Annotated in this window: 26 protein-coding genes, 1 tRNA gene and 1 pseudogene; 9 read left to right on the forward strand and 19 right to left on the reverse strand. The window is 63.1% G+C overall.

What is annotated here, in order from left to right; translation table 11 throughout:
* Positions 1 to 360: 360 nt before the first annotated feature.
* The 3 genes and pseudogenes from ISP15_RS02785 to ISP15_RS02795 all read right to left on the reverse strand — a co-directional run bounded on the left by ISP15_RS02785 (position 361) and on the right by ISP15_RS02795 (position 2,787).
* Positions 361 to 1,209, reverse strand: coding sequence for a sulfurtransferase (locus ISP15_RS02785; protein ID WP_404544835.1), 849 nt, complete (start codon positions 1,207 to 1,209; stop codon positions 361 to 363).
* A pseudogene (locus ISP15_RS02790) lies at positions 1,206 to 1,987 on the reverse strand (CoA pyrophosphatase). The gene ISP15_RS02785 and the pseudogene ISP15_RS02790 overlap by 4 nt, the downstream one beginning before the upstream one ends.
* A gap of 53 nt (positions 1,988 to 2,040) precedes the next feature.
* On the reverse strand, positions 2,041 to 2,787 hold the full coding sequence (locus ISP15_RS02795; protein ID WP_404544838.1) for an FKBP-type peptidyl-prolyl cis-trans isomerase: 747 nt from the start codon (positions 2,785 to 2,787) through the stop codon (positions 2,041 to 2,043).
* A 405-nt stretch (positions 2,788 to 3,192) separates the two neighbouring features.
* Between ISP15_RS02795 and ISP15_RS02800 the strand changes: the two genes are divergently transcribed.
* Positions 3,193 to 3,975, forward strand: a complete 783-nt coding sequence (locus tag ISP15_RS02800) for an enoyl-CoA hydratase-related protein (RefSeq protein WP_404544841.1) — start codon at positions 3,193 to 3,195, stop codon at positions 3,973 to 3,975.
* Positions 3,976 to 4,077: 102 nt separating this feature from the next.
* Here ISP15_RS02800 and ISP15_RS02805 read toward each other — a convergent pair whose 3' ends face one another.
* The 5 genes from ISP15_RS02805 to ISP15_RS02825 form a co-directional block, all read right to left on the reverse strand.
* Entirely contained in the window at positions 4,078 to 4,998 is a 921-nt protein-coding gene (locus ISP15_RS02805) for a DUF1684 domain-containing protein (protein WP_404544845.1), read from the reverse strand.
* A 69-nt stretch (positions 4,999 to 5,067) separates the two neighbouring features.
* Positions 5,068 to 6,891: a DNA mismatch repair endonuclease MutL gene (mutL, locus tag ISP15_RS02810; protein WP_404544847.1), complete on the reverse strand. Its 1,824-nt coding sequence runs from the start codon at positions 6,889 to 6,891 to the stop codon at positions 5,068 to 5,070.
* A gap of 42 nt (positions 6,892 to 6,933) precedes the next feature.
* Positions 6,934 to 8,487 (reverse strand): N-acetylmuramoyl-L-alanine amidase, encoded by a 1,554-nt coding sequence (locus tag ISP15_RS02815; RefSeq protein ID WP_404544850.1) that lies wholly within the window; start codon positions 8,485 to 8,487, stop codon positions 6,934 to 6,936.
* Positions 8,488 to 8,672: 185 nt separating this feature from the next.
* Positions 8,673 to 9,131, reverse strand: coding sequence for a tRNA (adenosine(37)-N6)-threonylcarbamoyltransferase complex ATPase subunit type 1 TsaE (gene tsaE, locus ISP15_RS02820; protein WP_404544853.1), 459 nt, complete (start codon positions 9,129 to 9,131; stop codon positions 8,673 to 8,675).
* The gene (locus ISP15_RS02825) at positions 9,124 to 10,608 is read right to left on the reverse strand and encodes an NAD(P)H-hydrate dehydratase (RefSeq protein WP_404545328.1); all 1,485 of its coding nucleotides are present in this window, start codon (positions 10,606 to 10,608) and stop codon (positions 9,124 to 9,126) included. Before ISP15_RS02825 ends, tsaE begins: the two co-directional genes overlap by 8 nt.
* 31 nt (positions 10,609 to 10,639) lie before the next feature.
* On the opposite strand from ISP15_RS02825, the gene queG reads away from it, so the two are divergent.
* Positions 10,640 to 11,731 (forward strand): tRNA epoxyqueuosine(34) reductase QueG, encoded by a 1,092-nt coding sequence (queG, locus tag ISP15_RS02830; RefSeq protein ID WP_404544854.1) that lies wholly within the window; start codon positions 10,640 to 10,642, stop codon positions 11,729 to 11,731.
* Positions 11,732 to 11,822: 91 nt separating this feature from the next.
* Here queG and panD read toward each other — a convergent pair whose 3' ends face one another.
* From panD to pcnB, 5 genes are all read right to left on the reverse strand, one after another.
* Positions 11,823 to 12,209 carry an aspartate 1-decarboxylase gene (gene panD / locus ISP15_RS02835; protein ID WP_404544855.1) on the reverse strand — a complete coding sequence of 129 codons (387 nt, stop codon included), beginning with the start codon at positions 12,207 to 12,209 and terminating at the stop codon, positions 11,823 to 11,825.
* 139 nt (positions 12,210 to 12,348) lie between these two features.
* Positions 12,349 to 13,194 (reverse strand): pantoate--beta-alanine ligase, encoded by an 846-nt coding sequence (gene panC, locus ISP15_RS02840; RefSeq protein WP_404544857.1) that lies wholly within the window; start codon positions 13,192 to 13,194, stop codon positions 12,349 to 12,351.
* 24 nt (positions 13,195 to 13,218) lie between these two features.
* A complete protein-coding gene (panB, locus tag ISP15_RS02845) occupies positions 13,219 to 14,049 on the reverse strand; it encodes a 3-methyl-2-oxobutanoate hydroxymethyltransferase (RefSeq protein ID WP_404544858.1) in 831 nt (276 codons plus the stop codon).
* Between the two features lie 54 nt (positions 14,050 to 14,103).
* Positions 14,104 to 14,586, reverse strand: coding sequence for a 2-amino-4-hydroxy-6-hydroxymethyldihydropteridine diphosphokinase (folK, locus tag ISP15_RS02850; RefSeq protein ID WP_404544860.1), 483 nt, complete (start codon positions 14,584 to 14,586; stop codon positions 14,104 to 14,106).
* Complete coding sequence (pcnB, locus tag ISP15_RS02855) at positions 14,583 to 15,935, reverse strand: polynucleotide adenylyltransferase PcnB (protein WP_404544863.1); 1,353 nt, start codon at positions 15,933 to 15,935, stop codon at positions 14,583 to 14,585. Before pcnB ends, folK begins: the two co-directional genes overlap by 4 nt.
* A gap of 186 nt (positions 15,936 to 16,121) precedes the next feature.
* Here pcnB and ISP15_RS02860 point away from each other — a divergent pair.
* Positions 16,122 to 16,197, forward strand: a tRNA-Glu gene (locus ISP15_RS02860).
* 48 nt (positions 16,198 to 16,245) lie between these two features.
* Positions 16,246 to 16,569, forward strand: a complete 324-nt coding sequence (gene fdxA / locus ISP15_RS02865; protein WP_404544865.1) for a ferredoxin FdxA — start codon at positions 16,246 to 16,248, stop codon at positions 16,567 to 16,569.
* Positions 16,570 to 16,673: 104 nt separating this feature from the next.
* On the opposite strand, the gene ISP15_RS02870 is transcribed toward fdxA, so the two are convergent.
* Together ISP15_RS02870 and dapA are read right to left on the reverse strand one after the other, a co-directional pair.
* A complete protein-coding gene (locus tag ISP15_RS02870) occupies positions 16,674 to 17,264 on the reverse strand; it encodes a hypothetical protein (RefSeq protein ID WP_404544867.1) in 591 nt (196 codons plus the stop codon).
* 33 nt (positions 17,265 to 17,297) lie between these two features.
* Positions 17,298 to 18,191, reverse strand: a complete 894-nt coding sequence (gene dapA, locus ISP15_RS02875; RefSeq protein WP_404544869.1) for a 4-hydroxy-tetrahydrodipicolinate synthase — start codon at positions 18,189 to 18,191, stop codon at positions 17,298 to 17,300.
* Between the two features lie 114 nt (positions 18,192 to 18,305).
* Here dapA and ISP15_RS02880 point away from each other — a divergent pair, with 114 nt between their 5' ends.
* The 5 genes from ISP15_RS02880 to ISP15_RS02900 all read left to right on the forward strand — a co-directional run bounded on the left by ISP15_RS02880 (position 18,306) and on the right by ISP15_RS02900 (position 22,777).
* Positions 18,306 to 18,869: a glycine cleavage system protein R gene (locus ISP15_RS02880; RefSeq protein WP_404544872.1), complete on the forward strand. Its 564-nt coding sequence runs from the start codon at positions 18,306 to 18,308 to the stop codon at positions 18,867 to 18,869.
* A 105-nt stretch (positions 18,870 to 18,974) separates the two neighbouring features.
* Positions 18,975 to 19,430, forward strand: a complete 456-nt coding sequence (locus tag ISP15_RS02885; protein WP_404544874.1) for a peroxiredoxin — start codon at positions 18,975 to 18,977, stop codon at positions 19,428 to 19,430.
* Between the two features lie 75 nt (positions 19,431 to 19,505).
* Positions 19,506 to 20,885 carry a PhoH family protein gene (locus ISP15_RS02890; protein WP_404544876.1) on the forward strand — a complete coding sequence of 460 codons (1,380 nt, stop codon included), beginning with the start codon at positions 19,506 to 19,508 and terminating at the stop codon, positions 20,883 to 20,885.
* 70 nt (positions 20,886 to 20,955) lie between these two features.
* Positions 20,956 to 21,744: a bifunctional hydroxymethylpyrimidine kinase/phosphomethylpyrimidine kinase gene (gene thiD, locus ISP15_RS02895; RefSeq protein ID WP_404544877.1), complete on the forward strand. Its 789-nt coding sequence runs from the start codon at positions 20,956 to 20,958 to the stop codon at positions 21,742 to 21,744.
* Between the two features lie 109 nt (positions 21,745 to 21,853).
* Complete coding sequence (locus ISP15_RS02900; RefSeq protein ID WP_404545330.1) at positions 21,854 to 22,777, forward strand: aspartyl/asparaginyl beta-hydroxylase domain-containing protein; 924 nt, start codon at positions 21,854 to 21,856, stop codon at positions 22,775 to 22,777.
* A gap of 179 nt (positions 22,778 to 22,956) precedes the next feature.
* Here the strand turns inward: ISP15_RS02900 and ISP15_RS02905 are convergent, their stop codons facing one another.
* From ISP15_RS02905 to grxC, 4 genes are all read right to left on the reverse strand, one after another.
* On the reverse strand, positions 22,957 to 24,078 hold the full coding sequence (locus ISP15_RS02905; RefSeq protein ID WP_404544880.1) for an acyltransferase family protein: 1,122 nt from the start codon (positions 24,076 to 24,078) through the stop codon (positions 22,957 to 22,959).
* A 197-nt stretch (positions 24,079 to 24,275) separates the two neighbouring features.
* Positions 24,276 to 25,292, reverse strand: coding sequence for an isocitrate dehydrogenase (locus ISP15_RS02910; RefSeq protein WP_404544882.1), 1,017 nt, complete (start codon positions 25,290 to 25,292; stop codon positions 24,276 to 24,278).
* A 334-nt stretch (positions 25,293 to 25,626) separates the two neighbouring features.
* Complete coding sequence (locus ISP15_RS02915) at positions 25,627 to 26,019, reverse strand: carboxymuconolactone decarboxylase family protein (protein WP_404544883.1); 393 nt, start codon at positions 26,017 to 26,019, stop codon at positions 25,627 to 25,629.
* Positions 26,016 to 26,279 carry a glutaredoxin 3 gene (gene grxC / locus ISP15_RS02920; RefSeq protein ID WP_404544885.1) on the reverse strand — a complete coding sequence of 88 codons (264 nt, stop codon included), beginning with the start codon at positions 26,277 to 26,279 and terminating at the stop codon, positions 26,016 to 26,018. The genes ISP15_RS02915 and grxC overlap by 4 nt, the downstream gene beginning before the upstream one ends.
* Positions 26,280 to 26,282: the final 3 nt, after the last annotated feature.

The following is a 26,282-nucleotide window of genomic DNA, read 5'->3' on the forward strand; positions in this document are numbered from 1 at the left end:
GCTTCGGCCACTGGGTAAGAGTTAACTGCCTGCGGCAGGCAACTCGACGACATTGACGTGCGTCACGGAGGCTTCGGGCGAAGCGCTATCGAAAGCTTTGTTTTCATTCCCCTGGCCAAAGCACCTGCCATGCGATTGCGCGGCCTTATGCATGCGACGTTGCGTCATACGGACGACTAGCAAATGCCGGCCAAGCTCTATGGCCCACCGACGAGCGCAGATGGCAACACAGCCGTCATTAATGCCGTGTTGCCGCTCGGTGACCCAGTAAAAACGGTGTCTGGCCCAGATATCGCGCAACAGGCATCGATGCTTGCCTGTACGCAAGGGTATAACCGCACTTCTGTGCGATATCGAAACCTAGGGATGCTCTGTCGCCACCGGCCGCGAGGCATCGCTCACCCATCCACTCCACGATGGCGCATAAAGCCGCGATCCCGAAAGACCGGCATGTTCCATCGCCAGCAGGTTGTGGCACGCGGTGACGCCAGAGCCACACATGTGCACGACTTGCCCGGGGGCATGGTCGCCGATGACGGCAAGGAATTCCTGGCGAAGCATGGCCGGCGATTTGAAGTGGCCGTCAGCCTGCAGGTTGTCCGAGAAAGGACGGTTCGCCGCGCCCGGCACGTGGCCGGCGGCGCGATCGAGCGGCTCGACTTCACCCCGATAGCGTGGCGTCGCGCGTGCATCCAACAATAGATCGCCTGACATGTTTGCGACAGCAAGGTGCTCGAGCACGATCTGGTTTGTGTCGTAACGCAGGCTCACCGGCGTCGGCGCGCGAGGCGTCACTTCCTGCGACACTGGCAGCCTGGCCGCCTTCCACGCGGCATAGCCGCCATCGAGTACGGCCGCCTCGGGCACGCCGCACACCTGCAGCAACCACCACAGGCGTGCTGCCGCCAAGGCGCCATGGCTCGCGTCATAGCTCACCACCTGCAAGCCTGGACGCCAGCCCCAGCGGGCCAGCAGTGCGGAAAAAGAGGTCTCCGAGGGCAGCGGATGCCGCCCCAAGCCGAGTTCCACGCGGCTGAGGTCGGAAAGATCACGGTCCAGGCTGGCGAATACGGCACCAGGAATATGCTCGGTCTGGTAATCGCGCTCGCCCTTGCCGGAGTCGAACTGGTCGTAACGGCAATCCACGATCAGGACGCCTTCCGGCGACAACGCGGCGAGTTCTTCCGCGGAAATCAGCGTGCTTTTCATGATCGTTCCATCCTCTGCAATAAATTCTGCAATATCGCCGCCGTAGCCCCCCAGATACGGTGCCCGTCGTACTCGAATTCAACCATTTCGCGTCGATGGCCGCGGTATTCCATGACGTAACGTTTCAGGTTCGCCGATTCAAGGAAGAACGCAAACGGCACCTCGAACACCTCGGCCACCTCGTCGGGAGCGGCGCAAAACCGTGCCCCGGCGGCAATGCTGGCAACTACGGGCGTGATGCAGAACCCGCTGATGGTTTCGAAACAATCGAGATAACCCAGCGGGGTGACCAGCGAACGGTCCAGGCCGATTTCTTCTTCACTCTCGCGTAACGCCGTGGTCAGTGCGTCGGCATCGTCCGGATCGGAACTGCCGCCGGGGAACGCTACCTGCCCCGCGTGCGAGCTGAGATGGTCAGTGCGCACGGTAAAAATCAGTCGCGGCTGCTCACCGTCACGCAGGCCGATCAGCACGGCCGCGGGCCGACGCTCGGTTCTGCCAACCAGTTCGGTCATTTGCGCATGGTTCCATCCCGGCGCCGCAGGCGGCTGCGACAGCGGGCGCAACGCGCGCAGCAAGGCATGCATCACGCGGACTCGCGTGCGGGCAATACCACGTCCATATAGTGCGTTCGCTCGGCCTCGCTCATGCCGCGCCAACGGGCGATTTCATCGCCGGTGCGGTAGCAGCCCAGGCAATAGCCGTGCGGATCGAGCCGGCAGATGCCGACACACGGACTCAAGATGGCTTGCAGCGGGAGGTGGGGATCGTTCGACATGCACCCGCCATGCTAACGCAGACGCTACCGGGGAGGTTAGACCCGCTTCGCTCTCAAGGATTGGGAGCCCGCGGATCCGGCGGTTTGATGTCGAGCAACTCGATATCGAATACCAGCGTCTGGTTGGGGCCAATACGCGGCAATGCGCCATGTTCGCCATAGGCCAGTTGCGGCGGAATGACCACCTTCCAGCGATCGCCGACATGCATGCGCGGTATCACGTACTGCCAGCCGCGGATGACTTTGTCCACGGTGAAGCTCACCGGCGAACCACGTGCCCAGGTGCTGTCGAACTCGGTGCCATCGATCAGCATGCCGCGATAGTTCACCGTCACCCGGCTGTCGATGCCCGGGCTGACCGTGCCGTCGCCCTTCTTGATCACCGAATACTGGATGCCCGAGGGTAACTGCACGACACCCGGCAGGGTGGCGTTGTGCGTCATGTATTCGGTGCTCTTGCGCGCGTTGTCGGCGGCGATGTGCTTGTACTCGGCCATCGCCTGATCGTGCATGCGTTCGCCCAGGCCGACCAGTTGCTCGTACATCTCCTGCTTGGGCACCGCTGGCGGGCGCTTGGCATAGGCATCCTCGATCGCCTTTTGCAGCACCGCCATGTCCACCGGGAAATCGCCCTCGGCGAATTGCGTGCCGATGCGGTAGCCGATGGCGTAGGAAAGTTTGTGCTTGTCGAGCTTTGCCGGCGCCGGTTGCGATGGGCCGGGAGCGGCAGGGCCCTGCGCCTGCACCGCGAACGCGGCAAGCAGCAGGAAACCCGCGACCAGCCAGCGCGTGTGTGCCATTAGTTTCTCCATGGTGCGGAGCAGAACCGGTGCCGCCGCGCTGCCTGCCCGGCGACAAACTTCCGGGTCGGTCCGGTTTGTTTACATGACGGCGGCATCGCTGGTTTGGATATCGGCATATAACTGACTCATTCGTCCTTGCCCTGCGAGCAAACGGAACCGGCGCGGGCTGCACGGAGAAGCCGATCCGGCCCTTAGCATAGCGAAAGCCACCATCCTGAGTAGTCCGGCAGTCTCGTGCGGCCGGAACCGCCCGGATCGGCGAGGCTGAACGGCTACCACCGGCACTCCTGGGACAAGCATGGCCTGGTCATGCGTAAGCATTGGGCAGGCTCTGAGAACGTATCGGGGCGGCAAAGGTTCCCGCTGCTAAAATCGCGCTTCATGTCCAATACGGAGTCCAACGTGGCTTACCGCAATCTTGAGATCGGCAATCGCGGCGCGGTGCGCACCATCACCGTCAACCGGCCGGACAAGCTCAATGCGCTCAATCGCGAGACATTGAATGAACTGACTCTTGCGTTCGCGCAAGCCGCACAGGACGATGCCGTGCGCGTGGCCGTGCTGGCCGGCGCGGGCGAGAAAGCGTTTGTCGCCGGCGCGGATATCAGCGAGATGCACGGCTATACGCCGGTACAGGCGCAAGGCTTTTCGCGCACCGGCCAGCGGCTGATGAGCAGCATCGAGCGGCTCGGCAAGCCGGTGATCGCGCGCATCCAGGGTTTCGCGCTAGGTGGCGGCATGGAGCTGGCAATGGCCTGCCATCTGCGCGTTGCCAGCGAAAAGGCCAAGTTCGGCCAGCCGGAAATCAACCTCGGCCTGATTCCCGGCTTTGGCGGCACCCAGCGTCTGCTGCGCCTCGCAGGCCGTAGCGCGGCGCTGGAACTTTGCCTGACCGGCAGCACCATGACCGCGCAGCGCGCCTACGAACTGGGCGTGGTCAGCCGCGTGGTCGCGCCGGAGGCGCTGGATGAAGCCGTCGATGCACTCGCCGAGCAACTGGCCTCGGCAGCGCCACTGGCTGCGGCGGGCATTCTCGATGCTGTGTTGCAAGGCGGCGAAACCAGCATCGACCAGGGCCTGGAGTTCGAAACGCAGGCATTCGCATTGGCTTTCGCCACGGAGGACATGCGGGAGGGAACCAGCGCGTTCCTGGAGAAACGCAAGGCTGCGTTCAAAGGTCGGTGAGGGCTGGGCACGCCGATGAGACCTTGGGGCAAGGAGCAGTTGCGCGGAAATTGCGCTGCGCCAGCCCTTGCCTGCGGTCCGCCCGTTTTTCGCCGTCTCCGGTCAATGCGCTCCCCGATATTTTTTCTCGCCCGCGGCGATGCGCAAGTCCAACCGGTTTTCAGGCGGAGCCAGCGGACAGGTCGCAAAGGACGTGAATGCGCACGGCGGGTTGTAGGCTTTGTTGAAATCCAGCACGACCTTGCCGTTCTCCGGTAGCGCCGCATAGAGAAAGCGCGCGGCGCCATAGGTTTCGTGGCCGGAAGTGCGGTCGGCCAGCACGAAGAACAGTTCGCCACCGGGCTCTTCCTGGTAAGGCAGCAACTCGTAGGTGTGGCCGTCGCGCGTGAAGACGGCCTTGCCAGGCACCTTCACTGTATCGATGGTGCCGATCACCGAACCCATCTGCAGTTCGTGCGGCGGCGTGAACGGCACCCAATCCGCGACGATGCGCCAGGACGGATCGATCGGAAAATAGTCGATGCCCAGGAAATGCTCGCGCGTGGACGCCTTGGCATCCTTGACGCGCAACGCCTTGCGGCCATCGCGATCGATCACGTAGAAATTCGTCGTGCCGAAAGCGACCGTGGTCGGCGACGCATCGCCGCTAACGTGCGCATCGTCGACCAGCGTGGCCTCATGCGCGGGTTTGCCATCCACGGTCGCGCCGCTGCCATCGGCCAACGTGATGTGCAGCTGCCCGGACTTATCCAGGTTGATCACACCCAGATGCGCCGGACCGGCCTGCAGCACCACATCGTTGTCGGCAGCGCTGCCGACTTTATTGCTGCCTTCCTGCAACCATTCCAGTCCGGTCAGGCTGAGCCAGCCATCCGGAGCGGTGAGTCGTGCGACACGCGCGGCACGCCATTGCTCGATGCTGTGCTGGTAGGCCTCCGGCGTGGCGGAGGATTGGGGAGATTGAGCATGCACGAGGGTCACTCCAGTGCCAAGGATCAGTCCGGCCAGGACATTACGCCACATGAGGCTCGCTCCGCTCGATGCAAGATAAGACCAGTATGGCCATCCATTTGCGAGCGGCACAAGCGCCAGCTAACGACCACGAAGAAAAAGCTTATCCAGATCGGTCATGCCCATCTGTACCCAGGTGGGACGGCCATGGTTGCACTGGCCGGAGCGTTCGGTCGCTTCCATCTCGCGCAACAACGCATTCATCTCAGGCAAGGTAAGGCGCCGTCCCGCACGCACCGAACCATGGCAGGCCATGGTCGACAGCAGTTCGTTTTCCAGCTCTTGCAGTTGGCGCGAACTGCCATGCTGGGCCAGCTCGCCCAGCACGTTGCGGGTAAGTTCGGCGACATCGGCACCTTCCAGCAATGCCGGGATACGACGCACCACCACGCCAGACGGGCCGCTACGCGAAAGTTCCAGCCCCCAATCCGACAAGGCCTCGCCGTGTTCTTCGGCCGCAGCGGCTTCTTTCGCGCTCACCGCCACCGACAGCGGCACCAGCAGGATCTGCGATCGAAGATTGCTGCATGCGCGACCTGACTTGAGTTTTTCGTAAGTGATGCGTTCGTGCGCGGCATGCATGTCCACCAGCACCAGGCCGTGTGCATTCTCCGCAAGAATGTAGATCGCCTTCAGTTGGGCGATGGCATAACCAAGCGGCGGAACATCGCCATCATTGGCTGGCGGCATCGGTTGCTGCATCGGTTCCGCGCGCACGCTGGTCACTTCGCCGAGCAGAGCGGCATAACCGGCCAGCGGTTCCTCGCGCACACCCAACTGCAAGCGATTTTGCGCAGTCGCAGTCGGCCAATGGGCCGTCGGCCGACTCATGGCCGGCGCGCCGGTCGACACCATCTGCGGGGTGGCTGTCCATGCTGCACTCTCGGAGGCGACACCTTGGCCGGCGCGTGTTTCCGCCAGTGCTTCATGCAAGGTGCGGAACAGGAAGTCGTGGACCAGCCGCTGCTCGCGAAAACGCACTTCGCTCTTGGCCGGGTGCACGTTCACATCCACGCCCACCGGATCCAGTTCCAGGTACAGCACGAAGGCAGGATGACGGCCATGGAACAGCACGTCGGCATAGGCCTGGCGCACGGCATGCGCCACCACGCGATCGCGTACCAGGCGGCCGTTGACGTAGAAATACTGCGCATCCGCCTGCGGCCGCGATGCCGTGGGCAATCCCACCCATCCGGATAGCCGCATGCCGGCCGTCGCATGATCGATGCGCAGGCTTTGCTGCGGGAACGCCTCGCCGAGCACGTCAGCCACGCGCAGCAACATGGCCTGCTCATCGCGCGCCGCCTTCCACACGCGCGCGGACTTGCCATTGTGGCTGAGCCGGAACTCGACATTGCTGCGCGCCAGGGCAAGCGACTTGAGCAGATCGTCGATATGCGCGAATTCGGTACGTTCGGCACGGAGGAACTTGCGGCGCGCGGGCACGTTGTAGAACAGGTCGCGCACTTCCACGCTGGTGCCCGGAGGATGCTGCGCCGGGCGCGCCGCCTGCATGCGACCGCTGTCTACCTCGATGCGGAAGGCGCTATCTTCGCCGCGCAGCCGCGAGGTCATCGCAAATCGCGCTACCGAAGACATCGACGCCAGCGCCTCGCCACGAAAACCCATGCTCGCCACGTGTTCGAGATCGTCGAAGCTGCCGATCTTGCTGGTGGCATGCGAGGCAACCGCCAGTGGCAGGTCGTCGGCGGCGATGCCGTCGCCATCGTCGCGCACGCGGATCAGCCGGGCGCCGCCCAACTCGATATCGACTTCGATGCGGCCAGCACCCGCATCGAGACTGTTTTCCACCAACTCCTTGACGACCGACGACGGCCGCTCGATCACCTCGCCGGCGGCGATCTGGTTGATGAGGTCGGGGGGCAGCGGACGAATCCTGGACATGGCGCAAGCTTAGCAGCGCCCGCATCCATCAACTATCCGCAATCAACTCTCGGGGATGGCCAGCATCGTGCCCACGCGCACGCTATTGCTGTTGATGCCGTTGACGTTCTTGAGCGAATCCACGCTCACACCATATTGCTTGGCGATGCTGCGCAAGGTTTCGCCATTGGCTACCCGATGCATGTCGCGCACGTCCGCATCCGCGGGCGTGGATGCGGTGGCGACCTTGTCCACCGATTTGCCGTTGCTCGCCACTTCACTGCCGCTGCCAAGCAACACGCCCTTGCGGCGCGCGGCCTCCATGGCAAACCAGGTTCCTGGCGGCGGGTCGTTCAAGAAATAACCCTTCACGCCGTCCATGATCGCGGTCGCCAATTGCTGCTGATGCGCGGGATCGCGCAGCTTGTGCTCTTCCATCGGGTTGCTGATGAAGGCCGTCTCGACCAGGATCGACGGTACGTCCGGAGAACGCAGCACCACGAAATTGGCATGTTCCACATAACCGCGGTGGGTGGGACCCAGCGCCGACAAGGCGTTCAATACGTTTTGCGCCACTGTTTCGCTGGCCTGTACCGCCCAGCCTTGCTGCATGTCCAGCAGTACCGAGGCAAGGCCATCGTTCTCCGATGCCAGGGACACTCCACCGATCAGGTCGGAGCTGTTTTCGCGATCGGCCAGCATCTGCGCCGCGACCGAGCTCTTGCCGCGCGAGGACAAAACCCAGACCGATGAGCCACGAGCATCGCTGCTGGTATACGAATCGGCATGGATCGCCACGAACAGGTCCGCCTGGTTCTGGCGGGCGATCTCGTAGCGCTGCTTGAGCGGGATGAAGTAATCGCCGTCGCGCGTCAGGATGGCTTTCATGCCGGGCTGGCGGTTGATCTGCGCGGCCAGCGCGCGCGCTACCGCCAGGGTTACGTTCTTTTCCAGGGTGCCGTCGGGCCCATGCGCGCCCTGGTCCTTGCCGCCATGGCCGGCATCGACGGCAACGATCACCTGGCGCTGGCTGCCTAGCAGCACGGCGGCCTGGCGCGTCGTCACGCCCTTGCGCGAGCTGAACTTGCTGCTCGCATTGACCACCACCGGATCGGGGGCCGGCGTATCAACACCCTTATCGGCGACCGCCGTTACCGGGGCTGGCAGGTTTTCCGTCGCCGGTACGCCGTTCTTGCCGGAAGCGGCAACCTGAGGGCCGCCCGCCGCGCCGGGATAGAGATCGAGCACGAGCCGATAGCCGGACTGGCCGGAAGGCCCGAGCACGAAGCTCCTGGGTTGGCTATTGGGCGCTACGGATGCGGTCAGGCGTAACGAGCTGCCCTGGGATGTACTGCTCAAGCCTCTGAAGAGACCTTGGGCCGATGCATTGAGGCTGCCGTTGAGACGGCTGTCGCTCAAGTCCAGCACGATCTGGTTGCCTTGCCGGCTGAGTGTGTAGGTCGCCGGGCCGGAAAGATCGAAGACTACGCGCGTGTAGGCGGGGCCGGCCCAGACACGGGCTTTCATGACATCCGAGGCGTGCAGCGCGGCACCGGGCGCCGCGCTAAGGATCGCGGCACCTGCGAGGCTGATGGCACGGGTCAGATATCCCCTCATGGCGCAGCATTGAAGCGCAGCCGCTTCCTGAATGCAAGAACTTTTTCCTTTGCTTTTCCATAACCTGCACGATATTTGTCAGATCAGCTCAAGCTATGGGCCTTAAGCTGCGCATTCCGCAGGCGGATCGCAGCCATCGACGGTCCAGTTTTCTTACTGGGAATGGACACTTGAGGCGGCAAAGGCTAGGCGAGGCAGGCCAGCAGGCGTTCGCCACGAGCCGTCATCGCCCGCAGCCGGGCGTGACGCCCCGGGCCGCTATAAGTCAGATGCATCTCAAGATCTGGCGCCGGCAATGCGCCCTGCCCGCGTTCCGGCCATTCCACCAGCACGATCGCGGATGGATCGGCAAGCGCGTCCAGGCCGAGCCATTCGAGTTCAGCGGGATCGGCAATGCGATAAAGATCCAGGTGCCACGCAGACCGGTCTTTCGCCTGATAACCCTCGACCAGGCTGTACGTAGGGCTCTTGATTCGCTCACCGACTTCCAAAGCGGTCAGCAGGGCGCGGGCAAAGCTGGTCTTGCCGGCGCCGAGTTCACCGTGCAAATAAACCACCAGCCCATCGTCCAGCACACCGGCAAGACGGGCGCCGATCGCACGAGTCGCCTCCTCATCGGCCAGTTCCCAGTGCCGTTCAGTCATGCCCGAGTCCGTTTCCGAGCGCGCGCAGGGGGGCCAGCAGATCACTGGCCAGCAGGCCCCGTTCGCCGCCGCGGGCAGCCATATCACCGGCGCGCGCATGCAGGCCCACGCCCATGCGCGCCGCATCCCATGCCGTGCACCCCTGCGCAAGCAGCGCGGCAATGACGCCGGTCAGCAGATCACCCATGCCGCCGCTGGCCATGCCGGGGTTGCCCCAGGTACAGACGTCTATACGTCCATCCGGATTTGCGATCAGGCTCCCCGACCCTTTCAACACGATCACCGCGCCATAGCGCCGCGCCAGCTCGCGCGCCGCGGCGAAGCGATCCCGTTGCACGTCTGGCGTGGTCGTTGCGAGCAGGCGTGCCGCCTCGCCCGGATGCGGCGTCAGTACTGCGGGAGCCGCAAAGCGATGAGGTTCGTGCGCAAGCAGGTTGAGGCCATCGGCATCCAGCACCAGCGGCTTGCCGCTATCGAGCGCGGTCAGCCATAGCGCGTGTCCCCATGCTCCCTGGCCCAGTCCCGGCCCTACGGCGAGCACGCTGGCGCGCTCCAGCAGCGATTGCAGCTCCTGTGGCCCATGCACGGCGTGGGCCATCAATTCCGGTCGCGCGCTATTCAACGCGAACAGGTTTTCACCACGTGTAGCCACGCTGACCAGGCCCGCCCCACAGCGCAACGCCGCTTCGCCGCAAAGACGTATCGCGCCCGCGGTGCCGTGGTCGCCGCCGATCGCCAGGACATGCCCGTTGTCGCCCTTGTGCGCATCGCGCGCGCGCGCAGGCAGGTGCATGCTTTCCAGCAGGCACGCATCGGCCTGCATGCCTTGCCATAGCAGGTCCGGCAAGCCCAGCTTGTCGATCTGCAATCCACCAACGCGCGTTGGCGCCTGCCCGGTATACAAGCCACGCTTCGCCGCGATGAAACTGACCGTGCATTGCGCCTGGATCGCCGCGCCAGGGCAATTGCCGGTATCCGCATTCAAGCCGGACGGAACATCCAGCGCCAGCACCGGGATACCCGAGGCATTGATGCGCTCGATCAGGGCGGCGCCCGACGGGTCCGGCGCGCGGTTCAAGCCGGTGCCGTAAAGCGCGTCCACATAAACATCGGCCTTGGGCAGCGATGCATCCTGATGCCAGCGATGGGAAAGCCCCTCGCTGCGTTGCCAGGTTGCGCGCGCGCCATTGGCATCGCCATGCAATGCCTCGCTGAGCTCGACGACTTCCACGCCCATCCCGGCACCCTGGGCGAAGCTGGCAAGCAGGTAACCGTCGCCACCGTTGTTGCCAGGACCGCAGAACACCACGATGCGCCTTGCCTGCGGCCACCTCTGGCACAGGCAGGTCAAGGCCGTGGCAGCGGCCCGGCTCATCAGTTCGAAGGCAGTGATGCCAAGCTCGTCGATGGCGCGCCGGTCCAGTGTGCGGACCTGCTCGACGGTGTAGAGATCGCGGGAATGCGTGGCGGCATGCATCGGGCGATTATAGGGGCGATTACAATAAGTCATGTCCCCGCACGCAGCCCCCGATTACGCCGCACTGGCCAGCGATATCAAGCGCTGGGCGCGTGAACTTGGCTTCGCCGAGGCCGGCATCAGCGGCGTGGGGTTGCAGCAGGACGAACAGCATCTGCAAGGGTGGCTGGCAGACGGTTATCACGGCCAGATGGAATACATGGCCCGCCATGGCACCCGCCGCAGCCGGCCGGACGAGCTGGAGCCGGGCACGCAACGTGTGATTTCGGTGCGCATGGATTACCTGCCGCCCGGAACCCGGCATGCGTGGGAGGTCATTGGTGATGGCGAAGCCGGTTATGTGGCGCGGTATGCGCTGGGCCGCGACTATCACAAGCTGATGCGCAACCGGCTGCAAAAGCTGGCCGAGCGCATCCGTGGCGCGATCGGTGATTTCGGCCATCGCGCTTACGTCGACTCGGCACCGGTCCTGGAAAAGGCGCTCGCACGCAACGCGGGACTAGGCTGGATCGGCAAGCATACGGTGCTGATCAACCGTCAGGCCGGATCGTATTTTTTCCTCGGCGAGCTTTACACCAACCTGCCACTGCCCATCGATAAACCTGCAACCGCCCATTGCGGTACGTGCCGCAAGTGCATCGATATCTGCCCCACGCAGGCCATCGTCGGCCCTTACCGGCTCGATGCGCGGCGCTGCATTTCCTATCTTACGATCGAGCTGAAAGGCTCGATTCCGGAAGACCTGCGCGAGCCGATCGGCAACCGCATCTTCGGCTGCGACGATTGCCAGCTGATCTGCCCGTGGAACAAATTCGCCCAGGACGCGACCGAGCCCGATTTCGCGCCACGGCATCGCCTGGACGGTGCAAAGCTGGTGGAGCTGTTTGGCTGGAGCGAGGAAGAATTCCTGCAGCGCACCGAAGGCATGGCGATCCGCCGCACCGGTTACGAGGGCTGGCTGCGCAATATCGCCGTGGCGCTGGGTAATGCACCGCCGTCGGCGGACATACGAGCTGCCTTGCAGGCACGCGCCGATCATGCTTCAGCAATGGTGCGCGAGCACGTGGCGTGGGCGCTTGCGCGCTGCGACGCCTCGTCCCAACCCCTGGCAGGGCCGGGATAAAGGCAAGCTGGCGGAAGGCGCGGCGCAGATGCCGATGCGGATCAAGATGAAGCGTGATCCCTTCCGGCCCCCCGCAAAGAAGGAAAGCAGGTTACGCCGCCGCCATCTGCTTGGGGATGGAACGATTGGTGTGGCTGATGCGGTTGCCTTCACCCACATAGACAAGCGTGGGCTGGAACTTCTCCAGCTCTACTTCGTTGAGGTGCACGAAGGCGGCGATGATGATCAGGTCGCCAGGCTGCGCACGATGCGCGGCGCTGCCATTGACCGAAATAATGCCGGAGCCTTCTTCGGCGCGCAGCGCGTAGGTGACGAAGCGCTTGCCGTTATTGATGTTCCAGGCATGGATCTGCTCGTACTCGCGAATGCCCGATGCATCCAGCAGCAAGCCGTCTATGGCGATGGAACCCTCATAGTGCAGCTCCGCGTGGGTCACGGTGGCACGGTGGATCTTCGCCTTCAGCATGTTCAGTTGCATGACTTCATTCCAGCAGGAACTGCCTGCGTAGCTCGCTATTATCGAACTGCCGCCGTTGCGCCGCAACATCGGCATCTTGCCGTTAAATGGGGGATGGGCCGAAGCCCTTCAATGCCCTGCCTGTGAGCCTGGGCGCCAGTCAGTCGAACGGCAGGTTATCGATAAGCCGGGTGGTTCCCAGCCGGGCGGCGACCAGCGCCACCAGGCCCTCACGCTCGTTCTCGGCCGGCTCGGACAGATCGTCCATGCGCCGGATAACCACGTAATCGGGCACGAAGCCGGCCCGTTCCAGCTTGGAGGCCGCCGCTTGCTCCACCACCTTGCGCGCGTGTCCCTTGGCGGTGAGGTCGCGCATTTGCTGCAAGGTTTGATAGATCTGTGCAGCCTCGACCCGTTCCGTTTCCGACAGATACTGATTGCGGGAACTGAGCGCCAGGCCGTCCTCGGCCCGCTGGGTCGGGGCGCCCATCACTTTTACCGGCAAGGAGAGATCGCGCACCATGCGCTCGATCACCTTCAATTGCTGGAGGTCTTTCTGCCCGAAGATCGCGATATCCGGCTGCGCCAGGTTGAACAACTTGCATACCACCGTGGCGACACCGTCGAAATGCCCGGGGCGGTGCGCACCCTCGAGGGTATCGGTGATCTCCGGAACATGCAGGCTTACGCTGCCGGCGGCGCCGTAGGGATAGAGCGTGGTCACATCGGGCGCGAACAGCAGATCGCAACCGGATTCGGCCAGGCCCGCCTGGTCCTGCGTCAGCGTGCGCGGATAGCGCTCGAAATCCTCGTTAGGGCCGAACTGGGTCGGATTGACGAATATGCTCGCCACCACGCGGTCGGTGCGTGCCCTCGCCAGCTTGACCAGCGAATGATGGCCCGCGTGCAGGTTGCCCATGGTCGGCACGAAGCCGATCGTATGCCCTTGCGAGCGCCAGCCACGAATCGTGGCGCGCAGCCCTGCTGCGTCTTGCACCGTTTGCATGAATTTCGCTCTGCGTAAACCGCGTCAGTTGTAACTGTGCTCGGCTGCCGGAAATGCGCCGCTGCGCACGTCGTCGGCATAAGCCGCGATAGCCTCGCCGATCGATCCGCGTCCGGCGAGGAAGTCCTTGCTGAATTTGGGACGCTTGCCCGGCGTAATGCCAAGCATGTCATAGACCACCAGCACCTGGCCGTCGCATTGCGGTCCGGCGCCGATCCCGATCACGGGAATCTCCAGCGCCTTGGTGATCCGTTCGCCCAATGCCATGGGTACGCCCTCCAGGACCAGGATGCTGGCGCCTGCCTGCTGCACGGCATGGGCCTCGCCCAGTACCCGCTCGGCTGCTTCCTGCGCGCGCCCCTGGACCTTGTAGCCGCCGAATTTGTGCACCGACTGCGGCGTGAGGCCCAGATGCGCACAAACCGGGATGGCGCGCTCGGTCAGCGCGTGAATCGACGCAAGGATATGCGGCGCGGCGCCTTCGATCTTGATCATCGCGGCGCCGGCCTCGCCGATCAGTCGCGCCCCGGCTTCCAGCGCGTGCGCCACATCGCGGTCGGCCATGAATGGCATGTCAGCCACCAGCAGGGTCGCGGTCAGGCCGCGCGCCACCAATGTGGTGTGGTAGACCATCTGGTCCAGCGTCACCGGCAAGGTGCTGCGCTGGCCCTGTACCACCATGCCCAGTGAATCGCCAACCAGGGCGACGTCCACTCCCGCATGTTCTATCTGCGCAGCGAAGCTCGCGTCATAAGCGGTGAGCATGACGATCTTGCGCCCTTCCGCCTTCATCACATGCAAGCCCGGTACGGTCACCGGCCTGCGGACGGGAGCGCTGGCGTTTTCCACGTACACGGCTGTTCCTTCAATGCTGCGGTGAACAATTATCAGGCCTGGGATGGCAAAGGCTCAAGCCAATGCCTCACAGCCTTGTGTATCAACGGCTCGCAGAAGATCAGTCACTCGCCCTTGACCAGGAATCTCCAGATCGGGCGCGAGATCACGCAACGGCAGCAGCACGAACGCACGGTTCGCGATATGGGGATGCGGCAGGGTCAGGCGCTCGTCGCTGATGGTCTTGCCCTCGACATGCAGCAGGTCCAGATCGAGCGTGCGCGGCCCCCAGCGCTCGCCGCTGCGCTGGCGTCCCGCGTCGCGTTCGATCGACAGCAAGGCGTCAAGCAGCGCGTGGGCTTCCAATGCCGTTTCCAGCGCGACCGCGGCATTGAGGAAAGCGGGCTGGTCAAGCACGCCCCAGGGTGGCGTGCGATAGAAACGCGAACGCAACAGCACCCGGGTTTGCGGTAGCGCGGCCAGTGCATCGATCGCATCGAGTAATTGCCGCCGCGGGTTGCCAAGATTACTGCCCAGCGCAACGTATGCGCGCATCAACTTGTCCCGGATTTACCAGCGGGCTTGCGCCGACGCTTGCGTTTGCGCGGCGCACTCGCGCGCACCGGCTCCGCATCGCCCGCCGGGCTCGCATGATGCAAAGGCAACGCCGCGGCCAGCGTTTCGTGCGGCAACTGCTGTGCATGCGCCCACCATTGGCCAAGCTCGCCGATAGCCGGCGATTCAGCAGCGCGCAGCAACAGGAAATCGAACGCTGCACGGAAGCGTGGATGCACGAGCAGGCGAAAGACTTTCTTGCGCTGGATCTGCTCAAAGCGCGGCTGCAGCGACCAGATCTCTTCCATGGTGATGGTAAAGCGGCGTGGGATCGCCACGCGCTGGCATTGCTCGGCCACTACATGCATGGCCGCGCGCGCCCATGCTTCGTTGGCGTCCTTGCCGTGCGTGGTCCAGGTATGCGCCAGATCACGCACCTCGCCCCACAGCAACACCGCAAACAGGAAGGCGGGCGTCACCGATTTGCCCTCGGCCACGCGCATGTCGGTATTGCCCAGGCCCTCTTCGATCAACGAGCGCAGCGCCTGGTCGCCGCGCTTGAGCGCACGCGCCGTGGCCGGGAACATGAATTTCAGCAGGCCGCATTGCTCGAGCATGCGAAAGCTTTTCAAGCCATGCCCGGTCAGGAACATTTTCAGCGATTCGTCGAACAGGCGCGCCGGCGCCACGCCCGCCAGCAACGGCCCCAGCTCGGCAAAAGGTGCGGCCGCTGCTTCATCGATACGGAAATCCAGCTTCGCCGCCAACCGCGCCGCGCGCAGCATGCGAACCGGATCTTCGCGATAGCGCGTGGCCGGATCGCCGATCAGACGCAGCACGCGATCGTGCAGGTCCTGCATGCCGCCCACGTAGTCGCGCACCGAAAAATCGCTGATGTCGTAATACATCGCATTGACGCGGAAGTCGCGCCGCAAGGCGTCTTCCTCGATGGTGCCCCACACGTTGTCGCGCACGATGCGGCCATCGACGATGTGACGGTCGCCCTCGCCTTCCTCCTCGCTGGTACCGCGGAAGGTGGCAACCTCGATGATCTCGTTGCCGTACACCACGTGCGCCAGCCGGAAACGGCGGCCGATCAGGCGGCAATTGCGGAACAGCTTCTTGACTTCATCGGGGGTCGCGCTGGTGGCGACATCGAAATCCTTGGGGTGGCCGCCCAGCAGCAGGTCGCGCACGGCGCCGCCGACCAGGTAGGCGTTGTAGCCGGCCTCGTTCAGGCGATAGAGCACACGCAAGGCGCCCTTGCTGATGTTCTTGCGGGAGATCGTATGCTGCTCGCGCGAAATGATGCGCAGCGCAAGTTTGGCGTCGTTCCTGGCTTTGGGATTCAAGCGATCGAAATCCTTGCGGGGTATCCAACTTCCGGTGGCATGGTCGACACGCCGGGCCATGCCAGGCGTTACGAAAGATCAGCCGCGAATATTGTCCTGCGGGCGTTTTAGGCCGTGCTGGACTGCCATCCGCGGACATTGCCGGACGAGACAATTCAGCTATACTACCGCGCCTCGCAAGAATACGCTCCCATCGTCTAGTGGCCCAGGACACCGCCCTCTCAAGGCGGGAACACGAGTTCGAACCTCGTTGGGAGCGCCACCGTCCCATTATGACCGGCTTCCCGGTCCAGAGCAGGCACACGGCAGCATGACCTTTGTCGTCACCGATAACTGCATCAAATGCAAATACACCGATTGTGTCGAAGTCTGTCCTGTCGACGCTTTCCATGAAGGCCCCAACTTCCTGGTCATCGACCCCGACGAGTGCATCGACTGCACCTTGTGCGAGCCGGAGTGCCCGATCAACGCGATCTATCCGGAAGATGACGTTCCTGCCGGCCAGGAAGGCTTTACGCCCTTGAACAAGGAACTGGCCAAGGCCTGGCCGGTGATCACGGTGCGCAAGGACGCCTTGCCCGACGCCAAGGAATGGGAAAACAAGACCGACAAGCTGAAGCTGCTGGAGCGCTGAAGCCGCCCGGCTTTGATTGCATTTCGCTACCGCAGCATCGAACAGGAAAAAGGCACCGCGCTTCAACGCGGTGCCTTTTTCGCTTCAGGGAATCCGGAAAGCTTTCAGCCCTTGCCGCCCAGGCGCGACTTCAGGCTGTCGACCACCTTCGCAACCGCAGCCGCCTCGCCTTGCGCGCGTACTTCGCTCGAACCCTGCCCGCTGCTGTTGATGCTGACCACCACCGGGCGCGGGGCGACGTTCGGGGCATTCGAGCTGCTGCCCTTGCCGAACATGCGGCCGAAGAAGCCGGCCTTCTCCACCGGCTGATCGGAGGCGAGCACGTTGAGGTTGTAGGTATGCGCGGCATCGTCGTGCCCTTGCAACGTGCCGATCTCGCCGTTGCTCAGCGCTTCGCCAACGCGGCGGTAAGTCTCGTCCACGCTGTCGGCCAGGATGAAGCCGTCGGTAATCGTGCCCGGATTGTTACCTACGCGCGCCGTTGCTCCATTCGGACTCGGCTGGTTGCTGCCTTCCGGCGGAATCACCAAGGCCGCGCTCGCCGAGGGCGTATCCAGGCCCGGCGGGATTTCCAGCGGCGATTCCTGCTTGGCGTTCTGCCATGCCCGTTCGGAACGGAACATGCCGCAACCCGAAAGCAGCAGGCCAGTGAGAGCCAGGGCCGGCAGGGCAACGGCGAGAGAAGATTTCTTCATGTAATGGGATTCCGTAGATGTTCCGAAGTTGAGTCAGGCGGCATCCGCCAAGGATGCCAGAGTCGCCAAGGCCTTGCGCAATTGATCGCGTGCCGCCCCTTGTTCCAGTTCCACCAGCGGCAATCGGGGCACTGCCGTTCCCAGCCCCAGGTCCGGCAGGCCGGCCTTCACCGCGATCGGATTGGGCGCGCAATTGAGCGCCTGCACCAGCGGATCGAGCGCCGTGTTGCAGCGTGCGGCAGCCGCGCGGTCACCCGCGACAGCCGCATCGCACAATGCACGGAAAGCCCTGGGTACGAGGTTGGCCACCACCGAGATAACGCCGGCGGCGCCAGCCAGCATGGCCTGCGCCGCGCTGGCGTCGTCGCCGGACAGATAGACGAAATCCGGGCGCACAAGTTCCGCGGTGCGAGCGATGCGCTCGGCATCGCCGCGCGCTTCCTTGATGCCGATGATCGACGGATGGTCGCGCAACCCCGCGGTGGTCTCCGGGGCGAGATCGCAGGCGGTACGGCCGGGAACGTTGTAAAGCAGCACCGGCAGGCCGCCGTGGTCGGCCACTTCGAGGAAATGACGGCGCAGGCCCTCCTGGGTCGGCCGCACATAGTACGGCGCCACCACCAAGGCCGCATCGGCGCCGAGTGCGCAAGCCCGCTGCGTGGCCGCTACCGTCTTGGCGGTACCCGCCTCGCCGGTGCCCGCAAGCACCGGAATACGACCCGCGACGTGCTCCACTGCAAAGGCGAGCAGGCGATCATATTCATCATGTTCGAGCATGTGGGCTTCGCCGGTGGAGCCGGCGACGACCACCGCCTGGGTACCGCCCGCGATCTGGAAGTCGAGCAGGCGGCCGAAGGCCGCCAGGTCGAGCGCCCCGTCCGAGCCGAACGGAGTAACCAGCGCGCAGACGCTTCCGTGAATGTTCATGGCGCAATCCGCACAAAACTAGACCCGGCATATTACTTGCGGGTTCGCGGGACGGGCAAGTAAGCTGGCGTATCGTTCGTCGTCATCCCGCACGACGCGGGATCGCCACTGTCCATGTCCACGAGCCCTTTTTCCGCGCGATCCAGCAATGACCACCAGTTGCTGATCCAGACGCTGACCCCCGCAGCGCGCACGCCGCTGCTTACGCTGGCCCGGCGCATCGCCGATGCCGGCTGCAATCTTTCCGATGCGCGCGTCTCCACCATCGGCACGGACACCTCGCTCACCCTGCTCGCCACCGGCGCGTGGGACGCGGTCGCCAAGCTCGAAACGGCCTTGACCAAACTGGCGCGCGAAGAAGAACTGCGCCTCACGCACTACCGCACCAGTCCTCGCGAACCGAGCGGCCACCTGCTGCCGTACCTGGTGGAAGTCGTTTCCGCCGACCGTCCCGGCATCCTGGTGAAGATCGTGGATTTCTTCAGCCGTCACGACATCAGCGTGGAACAGCTCAGCTCCATGCGCTACCAGGCGATGCAGACGGGCGCCTCGATGTTCCAGGCACAATTCACGATCGGGGTGCCGGACAAGTTGCATATCGCCGCCTTGCGCGACGATTTCCTGGAATTCTGCGATGGCCTGAATCTGGACGCCATCATGGATCCGGTGAAATTCTAGAATGCTCCGATGGAGCCTGCCTGACAAGGCTGTTTTCCATTGCCCTGCCCGCGCTAGTCTCCTTCCCGGCACGCAAGCAATATCAGTCTGGCTTCCGGAGAACCCATGCCCGAACTCGGCAAGAAAGTCCCCAAGCTGCAGGGCGTCACCGGCGACGGCAGCACACTCAAGCTCGATGCATTGAAAGGCCAATGGGTGGTCGTCTATTTCTACCCGAAGGACAGTACCCCCGGCTGCACCAGCGAAGCGCAGGACTTCCGCGATCTGTATCCAAAATTCCTCAAGCGCCATGCCGAGATCATCGGCGTCTCGCGCGATTCGGTGAAATCCCACGCCAACTTCGCCAGCAAGCAGGAACTGCCGTTCCCGCTGGTTTCCGATCCGGATGAAACCTGGTGCAGCGCCTTCGACGTGATCCACGAAAAGGTGCTGTACGGGAAGCGTCACATGGGCGTGGTACGCAGTACCTTCCTGATCGATCCGGACGGCAAGCTCGCCGCGGAATGGCGGGGTGTGAAAGTGCCCGGCCACGCTCAGGCGGTGCTCGACGCCATAGCCTAGGGATGCTCCGATTTCCACGTCACGCACCGGCATGACCCAGCCGCCTTCCCGCCACCTTCGCGAGGTCCCTTCCGCATGACCGGAAGCAAGCGCATCTACGCTCTCGATACCAACGTGCTATTGCATGATCCCACGTCGCTGTTCCGCTTCGAGGAACATGACGTCTTCATACCGATGACCGTGCTGGAGGAACTGGACGAAAAGAAGAAAGGCGCATCGGAAGTCTCTCGCAATGGCCGCCAGGTCAGCCGCTTCCTCAACGAACTGATCGTGCGCGGCAACGGCCATGGCATCAGCAATGGGCTGGAGCTGGAAAATCCGCAGGGCGTGACGCTCAAGCGTGGCGGCGCGGTGGGGCGCCTGTACTTCCAGCAGCGCACCGAGAGCGGCCACGGCAAGGCCGACAACCAGATCCTCTCGGCCGTGATCGAACTGCGCGACCAGAATCCGGATCGCGCGGTCTTCCTGGTCAGCAAGGATATCAACCTGCGCATCAAGGCCAAGATCTATGGCATCGATGCGGAAGACTACGAGAACGATCGCGCCCTCGACGATTTCGCCCTGCTCTATACGGGCTCCACCGAGCTGCCGGACGATTTCTGGGACAGGCATCCCGAAGTGCAGTCGTGGAACGAGCGCGGCCGCACCTTTTACAAGCTGGATCGCCGTGAGGACGAAGACTGGTACCCGCAGCAGTGCCTGTTCCTGCCGGGCGAAAACGCCGTGGAACTTCGCGTGCTGAACGTGGATGAACAGCGCGCCACCCTGGTCCTGCTCGATGACCATAGCCATACCAACCACAGTGTATGGGGTATCGCCGCGCGCAATCGCGAGCAGAACTTCGCGCTCAACGTATTGATGGACCCGGACGTCGATTTCGTCACCCTGCTCGGCACCGCCGGCACCGGCAAGACCCTGCTCGCGCTGGCGGCAGGCTTGGCGCAAGTGATGGACCAGCAGCGCTACCGCGAGATCATCATGACCCGCGCCACCGTATCGGTTGGCGAAGACATCGGCTTCCTGCCCGGCACCGAGGAAGAAAAAATGACGCCATGGATGGGAGCGCTCACCGACAACCTCGAAGTGCTCGCCAATCCCGAGGAAGGCGGCAGCTGGGGCCGCCAGGCCACCAACGACCTGCTCGCCTCGCGCATCAAGATCCGCTCGCTCAACTTCATGCGCGGACGCACCTTCCTGTCACGCTACCTGATCATCGACGAGGCGCAGAACCTGACGCCGAAACAGATGAAAACGCTGATCACGCGCGCCGGTCCGGGCACCAAGATCGTCTGCCTTGGCAATGTGGAGCAGATTGACACGCCTTACCTCACTGAAACGACTTCCGGCCTCACCTACGCCGTCGATCGATTCAAGTACTGGGCGCATTCGGCGCACATCACGCTACGGCGTGGCGAACGCTCGCGCCTGGCGGATTTTGCATCCGAAGCGTTGTAGCCTGCTGTTGGCCGGAACGTATCCAGGCGCGTCGCCATTCCGGCGCAGGCCGGAATGACGAGCAAAGAGCATGACAGACACCCCCACGCCGCCCAACGTCCTCACTATCGCCGGCGCCGACTCCGGCGGCGGCGCCGGCATCCAGGCCGACCTGAAAACCTTCCATGCGCACGGCGTGCATGGTTTATCGGCGATTGCCGCGGTCACCTCCCAGAACACGCGCGGCGTCACGGCGGTGCACGCCGTGCCGCTCACGCACATCCGCAGCCAGATCGCCGCCGTGTTCGACGATTTTCCCATCGCCGCCGTCAAGACCGGCATGCTCGGCAATGCGGCCACGGTGCGCCTGGTCGCCAGGGAGTTGCGCAAGCGCAAGCCGGCATGGCTGGTGGTCGACCCGGTGATGATCGCCACCAGCGGCGCGCGCTTGCTCGACGAAGACGCCATGGATGCATTGATCAACGAACTGATCCCGCTGGCCGACGTGCTCACTCCCAACCTGCCGGAAGCGGAAGCTTTGCTCGGCCATCCACTACGCACATCGCGACAATTGCACGATGCCGGCCAGGCATTGCTTGAACTGGGAGCTGGCGGCGTATTGCTGAAAGGCGGCCACGCACGCGGCAACGAAGTGGTCGATCGCTATTTCGATGAAAGCGGATCAATGGAACTTCGCCATCCACGCCTGCCACGCGAAGGCCATGGCACGGGCTGCACGCTGGCCTCGGCCATCGCCGCCGGGCTCGCCAGGGGCCAGCGGCCACGATCGGCGGTACGCCGGGCCACGGCCTATGTCCAGCGCGCGCTGAAGCATGGCTATCGCCCCGGTGGCGGCAGCGTGCACGTGCTCCGCCACTGAGCCGTATTTGCCGTAAAATCGCCGATATGTGGCCATCCGGCCACCTACTGCCGCAGTATCCCGGCGTCACCGAGCCGCATCCACGATGGATTTCCTCACTCCCCGCTTCATCGTTCTCTATGTGCTGCTGGCCTTCGTACTGTGCGTATGGCTGGTGCACCTGCGCGGCCGCGCGCGGCTACGTTTCGATCGCCAGCTGGTCGACCATTCGGCGGTGTTCGCGCCGTACAACCTGCTGGTGTACGCCTTCTCCGCGGTTCCCGCCCGGCCGATTCTCGACCGTCGCGGCTTTCCGCAATTGGACCTGTTGCAGGCGAACTGGCAGACCATTCGCGACGAGGCGTTGCAGCTGTTCGATGAAGGCCATATCCGCGCGGCCCAAAACAATAACGACGCCAGCTTCAACAGTTTCTTCAAGCAGGGCTGGAAGCGTTTCTACCTGAAATGGTACGGCGAGCCGCTTACCTCGGCCGAAGCGCTGTGTCCGAAAACCGTGGCGCTGCTGCAAGCGATTCCCAGCGTGAAAGCGGCAATGTTTGCCACGCTTGCACCACACAGCAAGCTCAATCCGCATCGCGATCCCTTTGCCGGTTCCCTGCGCTACCACCTGGGCCTGATCACGCCAAACTCGCGCGACTGCCGCATTTTCGTCGACGGCGAGGAACACGCCTGGGGCGACGGCAAGGATGTGGTGTTCGACGAAACCTACGTGCACTGGGTGGAGAACAAGACCGACCAGACCCGGGTGATCCTGTTCGCCGACGTCGAACGTCCGTTGCGGACACGCTGGATGAACGCAGTCAACCATCGGGTGGGTGCCTTCATGGGTAAGATCACCGCTTCCCCCAATACCGAGTCGCCGGAAGAAAAGACCGGCTTCGTCAATCGCGTGTTCGCGCTGAACCAGCGCAACCGCGAACGCAATCGCGTCTTCAAGAAGAAATACCCGAGGCTGTTCCGCGCAGTGAAATACCTCGGCATGCTGGTCTTCATCTGGCTGGTGTTCCTGGCTCCCTGGCCATTCGTGCGCTGAAGCGGTCACGTTTTCCGGGCGATTCGCGCGTACCCGCCGTTGATCATGATCAACAGTTGGAACCGCATCGCCGTCCCATCGAAGATGCAAGCCGGCAGCTACAAAGCCCGCGCAGGGGAAGGCGGCATAAGCGCGAATTGGCGAGCCGGAAATTTGGTCAAGCCTTAAGGCGACCATAGTTAAAGCATTCGCTGTTCTGCGCCGGCAAGCAGCCTCAGCTTCATATAAAGCTTGCTTGGGAGTTGCTTGAGCTTCAAAGAAGGCTTTTCAACGGCATGCCAGGAAAACACCGCCAACAGCATGGCTATCGGCCAAGCCGCCAGCGCATTCTGCAACGGCCCGACGTTTGGCGCATGATGGGCTATTACCTGCTGTATCGGAAAGCCCCATAAATAGAGCCCATACGAATAATCGCCAAATCGATTGAAAAATCTTCCGCCTGGCGTTGCATAGGCAAAGGCGAACGCAAACGCCGACAAGGCCAAGGCGAATGCAAACGAGTACACCGGTGTGGCCCGCAGCAGCCACGCCATCAGGCCAAAGCAAATCACCCAGGACCAGCCTACGGGTACATGGCTGCGATTGACGTAGCAAAACACGCCAAACGCAAAATAGCCGGCAAGGCCAAGGTAGGATTTGAGCGGAACGAGGGGAATATGCGCAGGGAAAAAAAGACCGCACGCGACAAGCAATAAAACCAGGACGTTGCACCAGCCTCGCCGGATCAGGATACCTGTCACGCCAGCAAAGGCCACCCAAAGGTACATCCTTATTTCGGCCGGCAATGTCCATATAGAGCCATTTACAACATCCATTCCTGGGTTCTGGGCGAAGACGCCGGGAAGCGTCCAGACCAGCCCAGGGCCAAGCTGGAAATTCTTGGCGACATAGCGCACCACCTCATGATTGCTGTAATAAGCCCCGAGTGGCAGCACTGTATAGACGGCCCCCAGTACGAATGCCGTCCCGAGCAAACAAAATACATACGCCGGGTAGATCCGGATCACCCTGGCCCACAGGAAATCCGCTAGATGCCTGCGGCGCAAATAGCTGCCCGCGATCATGAAGCCGCTTACCACGAAAAAAATATTGACAGCCAGCTCGCCTGCGTAGGTTCCCCATCCCATCCACGCAAAAATGTCTGGCCAGCCTGTTACCCGGGTGAATGCAGGCCCATGACCATAGATAACCAGGCTGGCCGCGAGCAACCGCAAAAGTAGAAAATTATCATTCCCGCTCGACAGCCCATCCTCGAGCGTGCGCGATCGCAACCACTTTGTCCGTGAGTTGAACGTTGTCACGTGTGGCGATCCATCCGCTCGTTAAAGAAACGGACTGCTTGCAGATAGGCACGGACAGCAAAACCCATCCACTTTCCCGCTCGGAAAATCGCTTGCGGACACTCCGGGGATGCTCCTTCTCAAGTGCCATGGCAAACGGAATGCCTCGCACTGCGACAGCTCAGTGCATGCGAGGCCATCCGCCTATATAGGAGCCGTCAAGCCGCCGCCAGGCGCCGGGCGATCGCTTCGCCAAAGCTCTGCGTGCTGCCCTTGCCGCCAAGATCCGGCGTGACGTGGTCGCGATCGTTCGCCATTGTGTCGCGAATCGCCTGACGCAGCCTGGTTCCCTTGTCGACCATGCCCAGATGATCGAGCATGTCAGCCGCCGCCAGCAGCAACGCGCAGGGATTGGCGATGCCCTTGCCTGCGATATCCGGGGCAGAGCCGTGCACCGCCTCGAAGATTGCCGCGTGCTCGCCGATATTGTCGCCCGGCGCCAGGCCCAATCCGCCGACCAGGCCGGCGCACAAGTCCGAAAGAATGTCGCCGAACAGATTGGTGGTGACGATGACGTCGAACTGCTCGGGACGCATCACCAGTTGCATGCAGGCGTTGTCCACGATCATCTCGTTGAACTCGATCTGCGGGTATTCCTTGGCGATTTCACGCGCCACATTGAGGAACAGGCCCGAGGCGGTCTTGATGATGTTGGCCTTGTGCACCGCGGTGACTTTCTTGCGGCCTTTCTTTACCGCCATTTCGAACGCATAACGCACAATGCGCGCACTGCCCCTGCGCGTGTTACGGATCATCGAGGTTGCCACCTCGCCATCCTCGGACAGCGTCTGGCCCTCAGCCAGGTACGCACCTTCGGTGTTCTCGCGCACGGTGATCAGGTCGATGTTCTCGTAGCGCGCCTTGGTGCCGGGAAAACTGATGGCCGGACGCACATTGGCGTACAGGTCGAAGTGGCGGCGCAAGGTAACGTTGATCGAAGTGAATCCGCCGCCGACCGGCGTGGTCAGCGGCCCCTTCAGCGCCACCTTGTGCCTGGCGATGGTATCGAGCGTGGCCTTGGGCAACAGGTCGCCGTGCTTTTCCAGCGCGATCATGCCAGCTTCGACGGTGTCATAGCTCAGACCGCAATCGAGCGCATCGAGCACGCGCAGCGTGGCCGTCATGATCTCCGGGCCGATGCCGTCGCCCGGGATCACCGCGATGGTCTTGCTCATGGGGGAACTCCTTGGAATGAAGCAGGGGGACCGGCGCGCAGGGGGAAGGCGCCTGGTTGAAATCTGCTCAATTATCGCCGATGCGGTTGTCGGCGAACAGCCCGGAGGCGCTCGCGGACGTTGCAAATACTTGTACGGAGCGTTGCCTGGGATCGAATGGCGAGCCGTTTCAACCCGGGTAACCAGCCCTTGCTTCGCCTCTTTCTCCGCAGGAGGGACAGGCGGGAGCGAGGCGCGTGAAGAGGCTTGCCTGGCCACGCCGGAGCGTCGCTCCAATCTGGCCCACGGCGCGGGCTATGCCTTTACTCGGCCATCTTCCTTGGAGAAAAGACCATCAGGCGTGATCGCCGCAGCTTTCCGCCTGCCCCGCCGCGCCACCCGACTCCAGTTGGTCGAGGAAATCCACCGCGCGGCGCAGGTGCGGAATCACGATCGAGCCACCGACCACCAGCCCGACGCTGAATATCTCGAAGAATTCTTCGCGATTGACGCCCGCTTCCTTGCATTGGGCGACGTGATAACTGATGCAGTCGTCACAGCGCAGCACCATGGAAGCGACCAGGCCGAGCATCTCCTTGGTCTTCACGTCCAGGGCGCCCGCCTTGTAGGTCTGGGTGTCGAGCGCGAAGAACCGGCGGACCACCTGATTGTCTTCGCCCAGGATGCGTTCGTTCATGCGCTGGCGAAAAGCGGTGAACTCGGCGATGCGATCCTTTTCGCCGCTCATGCCGCCGATTCCAGCAGTTGCGCGAGTTTGCCGCTGCGATCTGCCGCAACCAGATCATCATAGCCGCCGACGAGTTGGTCATTGATGAAAATCTGCGGCACGGTGCGGCGGCCGCCGCTGCGCTGGAGCATGCTTTCGCGTTGTGCCGGGTCGGTGTCCACGCGCACCTCCTGCCACGTCAAGCCCTTGGCCTTCAGCAGATTCTTGGCCGCCACGCAATAAGGACATACCGCGGTGGAATAAACTTCGATCTTGGGCATCAC

Origin of the sequence: Dyella jejuensis, from assembly GCF_044904675.1 — a bacterium.
GTDB lineage: Bacteria > Pseudomonadota > Gammaproteobacteria > Xanthomonadales > Rhodanobacteraceae > Dyella_B > Dyella_B jejuensis.